The following is a 14,072-nucleotide window of genomic DNA, read 5'->3' as shown; positions in this document are numbered from 1 at the left end:
CACGGTTCGGCAGGCCGGACCCCCGCGCCCGGCGCGGCACTCAGGAGCACAGGGGCAATCACACATATGCGAATCCCGTTCGATCCCCGGCGCAGCAAGCGCAGGACGAATCCCGACGGCACCATGTCGTTGGTCGAGCACCTGCAAGAATTGCGCAGCAGACTGCTGAAGTCGCTGGCCGCCATCCTGCTCACCACGGTGATCGGGTTCCTCTGGTACGCGCATTCGTTCTTCGGGATCGAGAGCCTCGGTGATCTGCTGACCGGACCGTACTGTTCGCTGCCCCCGGAGGCACGTGCCTCGCTGACCACCGACGGCGCCTGCCGCCTGCTGGCCACCGCGCCGTTCGAGCAATTCATGCTGCGGCTGAAGGTGGGCTTCACCGCGGGTGTGGTGCTGGCCGCGCCGATCTGGCTGTACCAGCTGTGGGCGTTCATCACGCCCGGGCTGTATGCGAAGGAACGCAAGTACGCGGTGGGGTTCGTCACCTCGGGTTCGGTGCTGTTCGCGGCGGGGGCGGTGCTGGCCTACGTCGTCGTCGCCCATGCCTTGGACTTCCTGCTGACGATCGGCGACAACGTCCAGATCACCGCGTTGAGCGGTTCGCAGTACTTCGGCTTCATTATCCAGTTGCTGATCATCTTCGGCGTCAGTTTCGAGACACCGCTGATCATCATCGGTTTGAACCTGATCGGGGTGCTGACCTACGCGCGGCTGAAGGCATGGCGGCGCGGGCTCATCTTCGGACTCTTCGTTTTCGCGGCCATCGTGACCCCGCAGGATCCGTTCTCCATGCTGGCACTGGCGCTCGCGCTCACGGTGCTGTTCGAGGTCGCGGTGCAGTTCGCCAGGATCAATGACGGGCGCCGCGCCCGCAAGGAAGCCCAAGCCGCGCTCGCCGACGACGAGGCATCCTCGATCACCGCGCCCGAGCCGATCCGGGCGGGTGAGTCGATCATGGAATCCGCCGATAAATCCACGCGACCCGTGCCGGACTACTCCGATACCCTCTGACGGTGACAGATCACCGGTCGCGGACAGGCGAGCTGGCGAAGTTTTCCGCCGAGCTGAGTTTCACCCTGGATCCCTTCCAGCGCAGTGCCTGTGCGGCATTGGAGGATGGGCACGGGGTGCTGGTGTGTGCCCCGACCGGGGCGGGTAAGACCGTGGTCGGCGAATTCGCGGTGCACCTGGCGTTGGCCGCGGGCGGCAAATGCTTCTACACCACACCGATCAAGGCGTTGTCGAACCAGAAGTTCGCCGATCTCACCGAGCGGTACGGGCGCGCCAGCGTCGGCCTGCTGACCGGTGACCAGTCGATCAACCCGGACGCGCCGGTGGTGGTGATGACCACCGAGGTGCTGCGCAACATGCTCTACGCCTCCTCCGACGCGCTGCGCGGGCTGTCGTATGTGGTGATGGACGAGGTGCACTACCTGGCCGACAGGTTCCGCGGCGCGGTCTGGGAGGAGGTCATCCTGCACCTGCCGACCGACGTGCGGCTGGTCAGCCTGTCCGCCACGGTCAGCAATGCCGAGGAGTTCGGCGCATGGATGGAGACCGTGCGCGGCGACACCACGGTGGTGGTGGACGAGACCCGGCCGGTGCCGCTGTGGCAGCACGTGATGGTCGGGCGGCGGATGTTCGACCTTTTCGACACCGACTCCAGCGAACAGAAGGTCCTCGTCGACGAGGACTTGGTGCGCTACATCAAGCACCGCGAGGCCGCAGACCGGATGAACGGCTGGGGCGGACCGCGTGGTCGTGGCGGCCCCCGACGCGACTTCCGTCCGCTGCCGCGTCCGGAGGTGCTGGCCAAGCTGGACGAGGAAGGGCTACTACCCGCGATCACGTTCATCTTCAGCCGGGCCGGTTGCGACAGCGCATTGGCGCAGTGCCTGCGTTCGCGGCTGGATCTGAGCCGTGCGGAAGAGACCGACGAGATCGACGCCATCATCGAGAAGCACACCGGGGACCTGCCCAAGGGTGATCTCGAGGTGCTCGGTTACTGGGAGTGGCGCGAGGCATTGCACCGCGGTCTTGCCGCGCACCACGCGGGCATGTTGCCCGCATTCCGGCATACCGTCGAGGAACTATTCGTGCGTGGGCTGGTGCGGGCCGTATTCGCTACCGAGACACTGGCTTTGGGCATCAATATGCCCGCGCGCACGGTGGTGCTGGAGCGGCTGGTCAAGTTCAACGGGGAATCGCACGCCGAGCTCACCCCCGGCGAGTACACCCAGCTGACCGGTCGCGCCGGACGCCGCGGCATCGACGTCGAAGGACATGCGGTAGTGCTCTGGCAGCCGGAGGTCGACACCAGCGCGGTCGCCGGTCTGGCCTCCACACGCACCTATCCGCTGCGCAGTTCGTTCAAGCCCGGCTACAACATGTCCATCAACCTGATCGATCGGATGGGCGCCGACGAGTCGCGAGCGCTGTTGGAACGGTCCTTCGCACAGTTCCAGGCGGACCGCTCGGTGGTCGGTTTGGTGCGCGGTATCGAACGCAACGAGGCACAGCTGCGCAAATTGCGCGGTCAGCTCGGTGACACCGAGGGCGGCTTCCTGGAATACATTTCCCTGCGCGAACGCATCAAGCAGCGGGAACGGCAGTTGGAACAGCAGACCAGGTCGGATCGTCGCGGTGTGGCGGTGACCTCGCTGACGTCGCTGCGCCGCGGCGATGTGGTGGCGATCCCGTCGGGGCGGCGGGCCGGGCTCGCGGTCATCCTGGAGCCGGACGCGACGCCGGGGGATCCACGTCCGCTGGTGCTCACCGAGGACAAATGGGCGGGCCGGGTCTCGGTCGCCGACTTCCCGGTGCCCGCGGAGGCGCTCGGGCATATGCGGCTGCCGCGGCGCGTCGACCATCGCACCGCGCGCACCCGGCGCGACCTCGCGTCGGCGCTGCGCGACACCGGCATTTCGATACCGGGCAGGCAGCGGCGCGGCAAACGATCGTCGGCGGCCGACGACCGGGAACTGGCCACGCTGCGCCGCAGCCTGCGCTCGCACCCCGCGCACACCAGACCGGATCGAGAGCAGATGAGCCGGGTCGGTGAGCGCTACAACCGGCTGCTGCGCGAGACCGACACCATGCGCCAGAAGGTTGCCGCCACCACGAATTCGCTGGCTCGCACCTTCGATCGGATCCTCGGGTTGCTGGAGGAACGCGGCTTCGTGCACGAGGGTGAGGTGACCACGGACGGCCGCAGGCTGGCGCGCATCTACGCGGAGAGCGATTTGCTCGTCTCGGAATGCCTGCGGCAGGGCCTGTGGCGTGGACTCGGCCCGGCCGAACTGGCCGGGGTGGTCTCGACCCTGGTGTACGAATCGCGTCAAGAGGGTGGATACCTCGGCGCGACCGGACCCACCGAGCCGATCCGGCGAGCGGTTGGCAACACCGTCGGGGTATGGAGCCAACTGCGGTCCGATGAGGCGCGGCATAAGATCGCGCCGACTCGCGAGCCCGATCTGGGGTTCGTCACGGGCGTCTACAAGTGGGCGCACGGCGACGGGTTGGCCGAGTCGTTGCTGGCCAGTGGTGACCAGGGTGCGCCGCTCTCGGCGGGCGATTTCGTGCGGTGGTGCAGACAGGTCATCGACCTGCTGGACCAGATCCACGGCACTGCCGATGACGTGGAGGTGGCCGCGACCGCGGCCAAGGCCGTGCGCGCCATTCGGCGGGGTGTCGTTGCGGTGGACGCCGCGTAGGCGATTCACTTGTGATTTGATTTCTTTCGCGTACCGACCGTGGCGGAGGAGTCGTGCTATGCGACGAGTCGCCGACGGGGGGCTACCGTAGGAATTACCGATGCGAGTGGAGGCAAGCAGATGAGCGGCCCGTACGGACCGAACGACCCAGGGGAGGGACGCAACGATCCCACCCAGCAGTGGGGCGGACAGCAGGCACCCGGCGGGGCCGGACCGACCCAGCACTGGGGCGGCCAGCAGACTCCGTCGCAGGCGCAACCGACGCAGCAGTGGGGTGACCAATCCCAGCAGCAGTGGGGTCAGCCGCAGACCGGTGGCCAGCCTCAGCAGCAGTGGGGCCAGCCGCCGGCCGGTCAGCCGCAGTGGGGCCAGCAGCCGCAACAGGATTGGAGCCAGCAGCCCCAGCAGCAGTGGGGGCAGCAGCCCCAGCAGCAGTGGGGGCAGCAGCCGCAACAGCAATGGGGCCAGGGCCAGCAGCCTGCGCCCGCGAGCGGCGGCAAGGGCAAGGGCCTGATCATCGGTCTCGCCGTCCTCGGCGTGGTGGTGCTCGGCGCGATCGCGGCACTGGTTGTGGTGCTGACCTCCAAGGACAAGCTGGACCAGACCGCCGTGCAGGACGGCGTGAAGAAGGTCCTCACCGATTCCTACGGCATCCAGGACGTCGCCGATGTCTCTTGCCCGTCCGGCCAGGAGGTGAAGGTCGACGCGACCTTCGAATGCACCCTCAAGGTGAGTGGCGAGCAGAAGAAGGTCAACGTCAAGATCACCAATGAGAACGGCACCTACGAGGTCGGCCGTCCGAGCTGAGCTCAGAGCTACCCCGGGTAGCCCGTGTTCCCGCGCGGGCGCCCGTGGGCGTGTGGGCGTCGGCCGTGTGACGCCGCGCCGCAGATGTCTTGCCGGGCGTTCGCCGGACGGTCTCGAGTGTCCGCGACCGTCCGCGTGAGGTTTACGGCCCAGCCGGAATGCCCGACCGCCGGGAGTTACGGTGTGCGCGGGGCGTTCATGGCGGTGATGAGGCGTTTGACCGGGCTCTCGGCGTTGTAGGCGATCGCCAAATCGCCCAGTCGATCCGGGTCGGCCGGCGTGGTCGGCAAGGTGTCGGAGCGGGACAACTCGACATCGGCGTCGCGGACCACGCGAACCACCGGCGCGGCCGCCTTCACGTAATCCTCCGCGGCACGGAGCTTGGCGCGTACGCCCGCCGCGAGATCGGCGTCGGGGTCGTCGACCGCCGCCACCAGCGCCTCCAGCGAACCGAACCGGGAAATCAATGTGGACGCGGACTTCTCGCCGATGCCGGCGACACCGGGCAGACCGTCCGAAGCGTCGCCGCGCAGGGTCGCCAGATCCGCATAGGCCGGGCCCGCATTCTCCAGCGGCACACCGTATTTCGCGGAGACTTCCGCCGGACCGAAGAGTTCGGCTTTGGCCAGACCGCGGCCGGCGTAGAGCACCCGCACCGGCGGTGCGGGATCGTCGCGGACCAGCTGCAGCAGATCGCGGTCGCCGCTGACGACCACCACCGGATCGGTGCGTTCCCGGGTGGCGAGGGTGCCGAGCACATCGTCGGCCTCCAGCCCGTCCGCGCCGCCGGTCGCGATACCCGCGGCGGCGAGCACTTCGAGGATCATCTCGACCTGCGGGGTCAGCCGATCCGGCACCTCCTCGGCCCCTGCCGCGGCCTCGGCGGAGGTATCCAACCGGTGCGTTTTGTACGAGGGCACCAGATCGACCCGGAACTGCGGGCGCCAATTCAGATCCAGGCACACCACCAGACGACTCGGCCCGTGTTTGGTGATGAGCGAGGCGACCATATCGGTGAAGCCCCGCAGCGCGTTCACCGAGCGGCCGTCGGACGCCGTGATCTTGTCCGGGATCGCATAGAACGCGCGGAACCACAGGCTGGCCCCATCGAGCAGCAGCAGGGTCCCACCGGAAGTCGCAGCAGAGGTCACGCGCTGAGGCTACCTGTCCGGCACGACAACGCCCGCGGATATCGGGCGGGCGGTTCGGTATTCGTGCCCGGTGTGCGGGGCTCCGCGGGCTACCTCCGGCCTCGGTCGGGGCGACCGTGGCCCGGTGATCATTCGTGCGTGCTACGGGTGGCTCCACCCTGAACCGGTGACTCGCGGCCGTTCGGAATTCGGTGGGCGAATTCGGGGCCGTGGCCGCCGGGCGGCGTCGGGTCACCGCGCGTCGGCGTAGTGGCGGGTCGGTATTCGGGTCCTGGGGTCCGCGCCGGGCGGGTAACGTCGGTGGGTATGAGTTCGCACACGGAGTCCAGGTTCGCGGCGGATGTCTACGGTGAGCGGCTGGAGCGGGCGGTGGAGTTGATGCGGGCCGCACATCTGGATGCCCTGCTCATCACACCGGGGCCGGATCTGCGCTATCTGATCGGATCGGCGGCCGAATCCTTCGAGCGGTTGACCTGTCTGGTGATCTCCGCCGATGGCGCGACCCCGTCGGTGGTGATCCCGAAACTGGAGTTGGCGTCGCTGTCCGAATCGGCGGCGGGTGAGCTCGGGCTGCAGGTTCTGGACTGGGTGGACGGCGTCGACCCGTACCAGGTGGTGAAGTCGACGCTGCACGCGGGTTCCCGGGTCGCGGTCGCCGACGCGATGCCCGCACTGCATCTGATTCCGCTGGCACAGTCCTTCAGCGGCCTCCCGGTTTCGGCCACGCCGGTGCTGCGCGAACTGCGGATGACCAAAGACGCGGCCGAAATCGACGCGCTGCGCCGGGCAGGTGCCGCGATCGATCGGGTGCATGCGCGGATGGGGGAATTCCTGCGGGCCGGACGCACCGAGGCGGAGGTCGGCGCGGATATCGCGGCGGCCATTGTCGAGGAGGGCCATACCGAGGCCGCGTTCGTCATCGTGGGCAGCGGCCCGCATGGCGCCGATCCGCACCACGGCGTTTCGGAGCGCCGCATCGAGCGCGGCGATGTGGTGGTCATCGATATCGGTGGCCCGGTCGACCCCGGCTACTACTCCGACTCCACCCGCACCTACGTGCTCGGCGAGCCGACCCCGGAGATCGCCGCGAAGTTCGACGCCCTGGAACGTGCGCAGGCCGCGGCGGTCGCCGCCGTGCGCCCCGGCGTCACCGCCGAGTCGGTCGACGCCGCCGCCCGAGATTTGTTGACCGAGGCGGGTTTCGGCGAAGCCTTCGTGCACCGCACCGGCCACGGCATCGGCCTGTCCGTGCACGAGGAGCCCTATATCGTCGCGGGCAACGACCTGGTTCTCCAACCGGGCATGGCGTTCAGCATCGAACCCGGCATCTACTTCCGCGGTGAGTGGGGCGCTCGCATCGAAGATATCGTGGTCGTCACCGAGGACGGCTGCGAGTCGATGAACCAGCGCCCGCACGGTCTGACCGCGCTGTAGTGACGTCGACGCCGGTCTGACGCCATCGGCCACGGTCGACCGTGCGGAGCCGGGGTCAGCGTGGCTGAACCAGGGTGCTGCTGGACAGGACACGGCGGACCTGGATGGCGATGACGACACGGGTGGGGTTTTCGCGCGGTACCCGGTAGCGGCCCGCGTAGCGCTCGACCGCGTCGGCCACTTCGTCGGGACCGTCGAGCACCGTGGCGGGGCCCTCCAAGGTGAGCCAGCGAATTCCGTCGACCTGACTCACCGCCGCATACCCGGACCGCCGCACGTTGCGTACCTTCACCGACCCGTTATTGGTGATCACCCGCGCGATCCCGGCCTCCGGATCCCAGGTGAACCCCACCGCCACCACATGCGGCGTCCCATTGGCCCGCAGGGTGGTGAGCGTGGCGAGGTGGCGTTCGGTGACGAATTCGGTGGCGGCGGGCGACAGCGTCGCGGTCGTGGTGGGCATTACCCGACCGTAGCGGGCCGCCGCGCGGCTCGACGGCCAGCCCACCCGCGCGGCAGGTGCGGGCCACAATGACAGACTGAGCCTATGGGATCGGAAGGGATTGCCACGGGGCCGCTGCTGGTGCTGGGTGGACGCAGCGAGATCGGGCTCGAGGTGGCGCGGAGGCTGGCATCGGGGCGCACCGTGATTCTGGCGGCGCGGCGCAGTGATGAGCTGGACGCGGAAGTCGCGGAGGTACGGGCGGCGGGTGCGACGGCGGTGCATACGGTGGAGTTCGACGCCGACGACACCGCGAGCCATCCGGCGTTGCTGGAGAAGATCGACGCCGAGCACGGTGGTATCGGTATCGCGGTGCTGGCGTTCGGCATCCTCGGCGATCAGGCACGGGCGGAACAGGATCCGGCGCACGCGTTGGCCATGGTGCACACCGATTACGTGGCGCAGATCAGTGTGCTGACCACCTTGGCGAACGTGATGCGGGCCCGCGGCGCGGGACAGATCGTGGTCTTCAGCTCGGTGGCGGGCGCACGGGTGCGTCGCGCCAACTACGTCTACGGCTCGGCCAAAGCGGGCTTGGACGGTTTCGCCACCGGTCTCTCGGATGCCTTGTACAGCAGCGGTGTTCACCTTCTGCTGCTGCGTCCCGGGTTCGTCATCGGCCATATGACCGTGGGCATGGACCCGGCCCCGCTGTCGAGCACTCCCGACCAGGTAGCGGACGCGGTAGTGCGCGGTCTGCGCCGCCGCGCGGGCGTCATCTGGCAGCCCCGCGCGCTCCGACCGGCCTACGTCGTGGCCCGCTTCGTGCCGCAGTCGATCTGGCGGCGGCTGCCCCGGTGATCACGACACCCCACCCCGCGCCGCACCCGATTCGCCTGAGCGGACGAGAGCCCGCCGGAGCGCGAATGCCGCTGAGCTGCCGCATATCCCGCTACTACCGCGCATCGGACGCGACCTGTGCGAGGCGGCAACATGGCGTGCGAGGTGGGAGATGAGTGGAGGTTGGGCAGGGGCGCCGGTGCTGGTTGTCGGGATCGGGGCTGATGGGTGGGACGGGCTGGGGCGGGCCGCACGCGAGGAGCTTGCCGGGTGTGCGGTGATCTTCGGATCGCGGCGGCAGTTGGGGCTGGTTCCGGAGGCGGTTCGGGGGGAGCGGGTGGTGTGGCCGTCGCCGCTGGTACCCGCGTTGCCCGGGTTGTTCGAGCGGTATGCCGGGGCGCGGATCGGTGTGCTGGCCAGTGGGGATCCGATGTTCTACGGGATCGGGGTGACCTTGGCCCGGTTGCTCGGGGCGGCGGCATTGCGGGTGTATCCACAGCCGTCCTCGGCGTCACTGGCCTGCGCCCGTTTGGGGTGGCCGCTGGCGGAGGTGCCGGTGGTGAGCGTGGTGGGGCGGCCCTTGGTGACGATTGCGCCGGAGTTGGCGGATGGACGCCGCGTGCTGGTGCTGAGCGCCGATGAGAAGAGTCCGGCGGGGATTGCAGAGTTGCTGCGCGACGAGGGTTTCGGTGATTCCCGAATGACAGTGCTCGAGCAGTTGGGCGGTACGGCCGAACGGACCGTGGCCGGTGTCGCGCGCGCGTGGGAGCATGCCCCGGGCGACCCGTTGAATATCGTCGCCATCGAATGCGTCGCCGATCCGGACCGCCCGCGGGTGACCCGGCTGCCCGGTCTGCCGGATGAAATGTATTGCGGTGATGGGCAGCTCACCAAGTCGGAGGTGCGTGCCTTGACGCTGGCGGCGCTCGCTCCAGCGCCGGGCGAGCTGCTCTGGGATATCGGCGGGGGATCGGGCACGATCGCCATCGAATGGTGCCGGACGCACCCGACCTGCCGCGCGGTGACCTTCGAACGGCTCGAACATCGGCGGCGGCAGATCGCCGACAATGCCAGTGCGCTGGGTGTCCCGCACATTGTGGTGCGGGGGGAGGTGCATGCGGAGCTGGAGCCCACCGATTCCGCCGAATCCGCCTCGCCCGAAGCGGTTTTCGTCGGTGGTGGAATCACCCAGGACGGCCTGCTCGAGGCCTGCTGGTCACATCTGCGTCAGGGCGGCAGGCTGGTCGCGAATGCGGTGACCGCGGAGTCGGAGGCACTACTGCTGACCTGGGCATCCGCGCACGGCGGTGCACTGCGGAAGTTTCAGATCTACCGGGCGGAGCCGCTCGGTGGGTTCACCGCGTGGCGGCCGCAACTGCCGGTGACGCAGTGGTCGGTGGTCAAAGGAGGGTAGTGCCTCGCTTGGTCCCGCGCCATCTCCGCGCTGCCAGTACGACCTCGACGGCAATCCGCAGGCTCGCGACGAGCCATTGATCGGGAGCGCGAGTTTCGCTGTCGGCGGCCGGTTCTCGGCGCCGTGACCTCCGCCGACTGTGGGCCGAATTCGAATAAGCCGACACTTCGGCATCCGGACCTTGCACAACTACACCCGCTGTACTGACAGTCGCTCCGAAGGATCGGGATCCCCGGCGAGGCTATCTGTCCGTTTCGAATTGCGGGAAGACGATCCGGCCGTAGCCTCATATCCGGATGCGGCGGACACGGCGTTGGGAGCCCTCGGTTACGAGTGGGACCGGTCGCTGATCGTACGGAGCGACGTGTCCCCACTGTCGCGAACCGGACCCAGTTGGGGGCGCTTGGCGGTGCGGCCGTCGCCGGAAGATCGGCCGGTCAGTCGCCGCTTCAGCCAAGGGCCTAGAAATGTTGTGGCCCAGCGTAGTTCATTGATCACCGTGGACGCCGCACCCGGATGTGGCAGCGCCGGCAGCAAGGGATGGGTCCAGCTGTCATCGGCGCCGGGCAGTTGGAGGGCGTACCCCATGGCTTCGGCGATGCGTTGGTGTCCGAGTGGTCCCGCGTGCAGGCGATCGGAGCTCCAGAGCCGAGGGTCGGTGACGACGGCATGATCGGCGGTTTCGGCAACGATGACGCCGTGGCGCGCGGCGGATTCACGGATGCGCTGGTTGAGCTCGGTGACACGGCCGCTGACCGGCCGGGCGAGGGGAGTGATGCGAGCGACGTCGGGGAAGGTCATGGTTGCCACGACCGCACCTTCGGCGGTGAGCGCGGCGAACATGGAATCCAGGTGGCCGGCGACCTCATCGGCGTCGAACCCCGGACGTAGCAGGTCGTTGACGCCTGCGACCACTGTGGCGAGGTCGGGGCGGAGGGCTACCGCGGCGTCGAGCTGTTCGTCGTGAACCTGTCCGGCGAGTTTGCCGCGGACGGCGAGGTTCGCATAGTGCAGGTCGGAGTTGATCGCGGCGAGCTGGTCGGCGAGTCGGTCGGCCCAGCCGCGCAGCCCGGTGTGGTCGTCGCCATCGCCCACGCCCTCGGTCTGACTGTCGCCCAGGGCGACATATCGCGAGTACGCGGCGGCGGTGCGGTGTTCATGGTCGGCAGCCATGAGGCCAGCCTAGTGATATAGTCAATTATTTGTCTACTAATAGTGTTGGGGTTCACCCCGCGTGAACGACGGTGGGGGCGGAGCCACGTTGCGCCACCCCCACCGAGCCCACTGTTGTCAGAGGGCGGCTTCGTCCAGCTCCATCACCGTGTTGTCCAGGTTGGACAACACGATGCGAGTGGCGGTGAGGGTCGGCAGTACCGTGCGGGCGAAGAACCGCGCGGTGGCGATCTTGCCCTGGTAGAACGCCTGCTCTTGGCGCACGTCGCCGCTCGACAGGGCAGCGGTGGCGATCTCGGCCTGGTGCAGTAGCCGCCACCCGATGAGCAGGTCGCCGACCGCGAGCAGGAAGCGGACCGAGCCGAGGCCGATCTTGTACAGCTCCTTCGGATCTTCTTGCGCCGCCATCAGATGACCGGTGAGGACTCCGGCCATGGCCTCCACGTTCGCGAGCGCGGTGCCCAATAGGATGCGTTCGGGCGCGAGGTCGCCGGAGTCGATGCTGATGAATTCCGCTATCCGCCCCGCGAGGTGGCCCAGCGCGGCGCCTTTGTCGCGAATGATCTTGCGGAAGAAGAAGTCCTGCGCCTGAATGGCCGTGGTGCCTTCGTACAGCGAGTCGATCTTCGAATCACGCAGATACTGCTCGAGTGGATAGTCCTGGAGATAACCCGAACCGCCCAGGATTTGCAGCGATTCACCCAGGTACTGGAAGGCGCGCTCGGAGCCCACCCCTTTGACGATCGGCAGCAGCAGATCGTTGACGCGGGCGGCCATCTCCGCATCCGCACCCGAAACCTGCTGCGCCATCACCGGATCCTGATGTGCGGCCGTGTAGAGGTACACCGCCCGCAGTCCCTCGGCATACGCCTTCTGGAGCAGCAGCGAACGACGGATATCCGGATGCCGGATGATCGGTACTCGCGGCGCCGTCGGGTCGTCCCTCCGCGTGAGGTCAGGGCCCTGAACGCGATTGCGCGCGTAGTCGAGCGCGTGCAGATACCCGGTGGACAGGGTGGCGATAGCCTTGGTGCCCACCATCATTCGCGCGTTCTCGATAATCCGGAACATCTGCGAGATGCCCGCGTCACGTTCCCCGATCAGCTTGCCTTTCGCCGGAATCCCGTGGCCGCCGAAGGTCAGTTCGCATGTGGCCGAGACTTTCAGGCCCATCTTGTGCTCGACGTTGGTGACGAACACCCCATTGCGCTCGCCCAGCTCGCCGGTGTCCGGATCGAAGTGGAACTTCGGCACGAGGAACAGCGCCAGACCCTTCGTGCCGGGTCCCGCACCTTCCGGACGGGCGAGTACCAGGTGGACGATATTGTCGAACAGGTCATCGGAGTCGCCGGAGGAGATGAACCGCTTGACACCCTCCAGGTGCCAGGAACCATCCGGTTGCGGAATCGCGCGGGTACGTGCCGCGCCCACATCCGATCCGGCGTCGGGTTCGGTGAGAACCATGGTGCCGCCCCAACTGTTCTCGACCGTGGCGCGTGTGTGTCGGCGCTGATCCTCGCTGCCGTGGTGGAACAGCGCCGCGGCGCTGGGGCCGAGTGAGTAGATGAAGGCGGCCGGTTGCGCGCCGAGGATCATCTCGGCCAGCGCCCAGTAGACTGCCCGTGGCACCGGGGTTCCGCCCAGTTCCGCGGGGACGCCGATCTTTTCCCAGCCCAGCTCACGAAGCGCCCGGTAGCTGCGTTTGAACGATGCGGGCAGGGTGACCGAGTGGGAATCGGGGTGGAAGACCGGCGGATTGCGATCGGAGTCGGCGAACGACTCCCCGAGGGGGCCCTCCGCCAAACGGCGCATCTGGTCGAGCATCTCCCGCACCGTGTCGGAGTCGAGGTCACCGAAGGCTCCGAGGTCGAGTGCCGCGTCGATTCCGAGTACTTCGAACAGGTTGAATTCGAGATCGCGGACGTTACTGCGGTAGTGGCTCGCGCCCGAGGTCACAGGTCGATCTCCACGTCCGTTATGGGGTAGGCGACGCAGGAGTGGGTGTAGCCGAATTGTGCATCGGAAAGTCGAGGTTTGGCTTCCTCAGCGGTATGTACCGCGCCCTTCACGACACGCACCCGGCACAGGCTGCATTCGCCCGAGCGGCAGGCCGCTTCGGGACGAATGCCGTTGTCCTCCAAAGCATCCAATAGTGGTCGGTTACGCGGGGTGCGGAACGATGTACCGGCCACGGTCACCGTGACCTCCTCGGCGGGGTCCACATCGGCCGGCCAGTGCGCCTGAGCGGTCGGGTCGCTCGGTGCGCCATTGGCCTCGAAACGAATGCGTTTGCGTGGCTGGCCGAGCGCGGTCAGCTGCTCGAGCGCGTACAGGTACAGCGCCTGCGGCCCGCAGACGTAGACCATTCGATTGTCGAGGCCGCGCGCCAGGGTGCGGATGGTGTCCGCCGTGAGGAAGCCGGCCGCCCCGGTCCATTCGATATCGGGTTCGGTGATGACGTGGTCGACGTCGATGCCCGGATGCGCCGCGGCGATCGCGTCGAGTTCGGCGCGAAAGATGATGTCGGAAGCGTTGCGGGAGCCGTAGATCAGGTGGAAGGTGCGATCCGAACCGATGTCGGCGATCTCGCGGATCATGCTCATGGCGGGGGCGACGCCGGACCCGCCCGCCAGGAACACGATGTCGGAGCCGTGGAACAGCGGATTGTGGTGAAAGGTGCCCATCGGGCCGGTGGTGGTCAGCACCTGGCCGACATTCACGGTATCGATCAGCAGATTACTGATGCGCCCGTTGGGGACGCGGCGAACGGTGAGGTCGTAGTGGTCGAGTCGCGCCGGGCTGGAGGATATGGCGTAGGGGCGGCTGGTGCCGTCGATGAAGACATTGACATACTGACCGGCCAGGAATGGCGGCAGCTCGAGTTCGTCGCGTCGTTCGAGCCGAAATGTCTTGGTGGTGGCGGTCTCGTCGATGACATCGGTCACCACCAGCTGTAGCCGTTTGGGATGGTAGGTATCGATGGTGGCACGCGTCTCGGCGCCATAGTCACGGGTGTCCGGGATGCGGCTGTCGATTTCGGCGAGGATTTCGGCCGCGCCGTCGAATCGTTGTGCGAGGGGGTGGTTCACGAATGC

Annotated in this window: 11 protein-coding genes; 6 read left to right on the top strand and 5 right to left on the bottom strand. The window is 67.6% G+C overall.

Annotation, left to right across the window (positions count from 1 at the left end; genetic code table 11):
* Positions 1-66 precede the first annotated feature (66 nt).
* The 3 genes from tatC to AB0H61_RS00450 all read left to right on the top strand — a co-directional run bounded on the left by tatC (position 67) and on the right by AB0H61_RS00450 (position 4,523).
* Positions 67-1,014 (top strand): twin-arginine translocase subunit TatC, encoded by a 948-nt coding sequence (gene tatC / locus AB0H61_RS00460; protein ID WP_357297421.1) that lies wholly within the window; start codon positions 67-69, stop codon positions 1,012-1,014.
* Between the two features lie 2 nt (positions 1,015-1,016).
* A complete protein-coding gene (locus AB0H61_RS00455) occupies positions 1,017-3,716 on the top strand; it encodes an RNA helicase (RefSeq protein WP_357297419.1) in 2,700 nt (899 codons plus the stop codon).
* Positions 3,717-3,836: 120 nt separating this feature from the next.
* A complete protein-coding gene (locus AB0H61_RS00450; protein ID WP_357297417.1) occupies positions 3,837-4,523 on the top strand; it encodes a DUF4333 domain-containing protein in 687 nt (228 codons plus the stop codon).
* A gap of 176 nt (positions 4,524-4,699) precedes the next feature.
* On the opposite strand, the gene AB0H61_RS00445 is transcribed toward AB0H61_RS00450, so the two are convergent.
* Positions 4,700-5,674, bottom strand: coding sequence for a 5'-3' exonuclease (locus AB0H61_RS00445; RefSeq protein WP_357297414.1), 975 nt, complete (start codon positions 5,672-5,674; stop codon positions 4,700-4,702).
* Positions 5,675-5,980: 306 nt separating this feature from the next.
* Between AB0H61_RS00445 and AB0H61_RS00440 the strand changes: the two genes are divergently transcribed.
* Positions 5,981-7,108, top strand: coding sequence for a Xaa-Pro peptidase family protein (locus AB0H61_RS00440; protein ID WP_357297411.1), 1,128 nt, complete (start codon positions 5,981-5,983; stop codon positions 7,106-7,108).
* A gap of 55 nt (positions 7,109-7,163) precedes the next feature.
* Here the strand turns inward: AB0H61_RS00440 and AB0H61_RS00435 are convergent, their stop codons facing one another.
* A complete protein-coding gene (locus AB0H61_RS00435; protein ID WP_357297409.1) occupies positions 7,164-7,571 on the bottom strand; it encodes a PPOX class F420-dependent oxidoreductase in 408 nt (135 codons plus the stop codon).
* An 84-nt stretch (positions 7,572-7,655) separates the two neighbouring features.
* Between AB0H61_RS00435 and AB0H61_RS00430 the strand changes: the two genes are divergently transcribed.
* Positions 7,656-8,411 carry an SDR family NAD(P)-dependent oxidoreductase gene (locus AB0H61_RS00430; protein WP_357297406.1) on the top strand — a complete coding sequence of 252 codons (756 nt, stop codon included), beginning with the start codon at positions 7,656-7,658 and terminating at the stop codon, positions 8,409-8,411.
* Between the two features lie 151 nt (positions 8,412-8,562).
* Positions 8,563-9,804 (top strand): precorrin-6y C5,15-methyltransferase (decarboxylating) subunit CbiE, encoded by a 1,242-nt coding sequence (gene cbiE, locus AB0H61_RS00425; protein ID WP_357297403.1) that lies wholly within the window; start codon positions 8,563-8,565, stop codon positions 9,802-9,804.
* A gap of 327 nt (positions 9,805-10,131) precedes the next feature.
* On the opposite strand, the gene AB0H61_RS00420 is transcribed toward cbiE, so the two are convergent.
* The 3 genes from AB0H61_RS00420 to AB0H61_RS00410 all read right to left on the bottom strand — a co-directional run bounded on the left by AB0H61_RS00420 (position 10,132) and on the right by AB0H61_RS00410 (position 14,066).
* Positions 10,132-10,977, bottom strand: coding sequence for an SGNH/GDSL hydrolase family protein (locus AB0H61_RS00420; protein ID WP_357297401.1), 846 nt, complete (start codon positions 10,975-10,977; stop codon positions 10,132-10,134).
* Positions 10,978-11,094: 117 nt separating this feature from the next.
* Positions 11,095-12,933, bottom strand: a complete 1,839-nt coding sequence (locus AB0H61_RS00415) for an acyl-CoA dehydrogenase (protein WP_357297398.1) — start codon at positions 12,931-12,933, stop codon at positions 11,095-11,097.
* Positions 12,930-14,066, bottom strand: coding sequence for an FAD-binding oxidoreductase (locus tag AB0H61_RS00410; protein WP_357297396.1), 1,137 nt, complete (start codon positions 14,064-14,066; stop codon positions 12,930-12,932). Before AB0H61_RS00410 ends, AB0H61_RS00415 begins: the two co-directional genes overlap by 4 nt.
* Between the last annotated feature and the right edge of the window lie 6 nt (positions 14,067-14,072).

The organism is Nocardia sp. NPDC050710 (assembly GCF_040654375.1).
GTDB lineage: Bacteria > Actinomycetota > Actinomycetes > Mycobacteriales > Mycobacteriaceae > Nocardia.
Note: the sequence above shows the minus strand (reverse complement) of the source record. Positions and strands in the feature narration are given on the sequence as shown.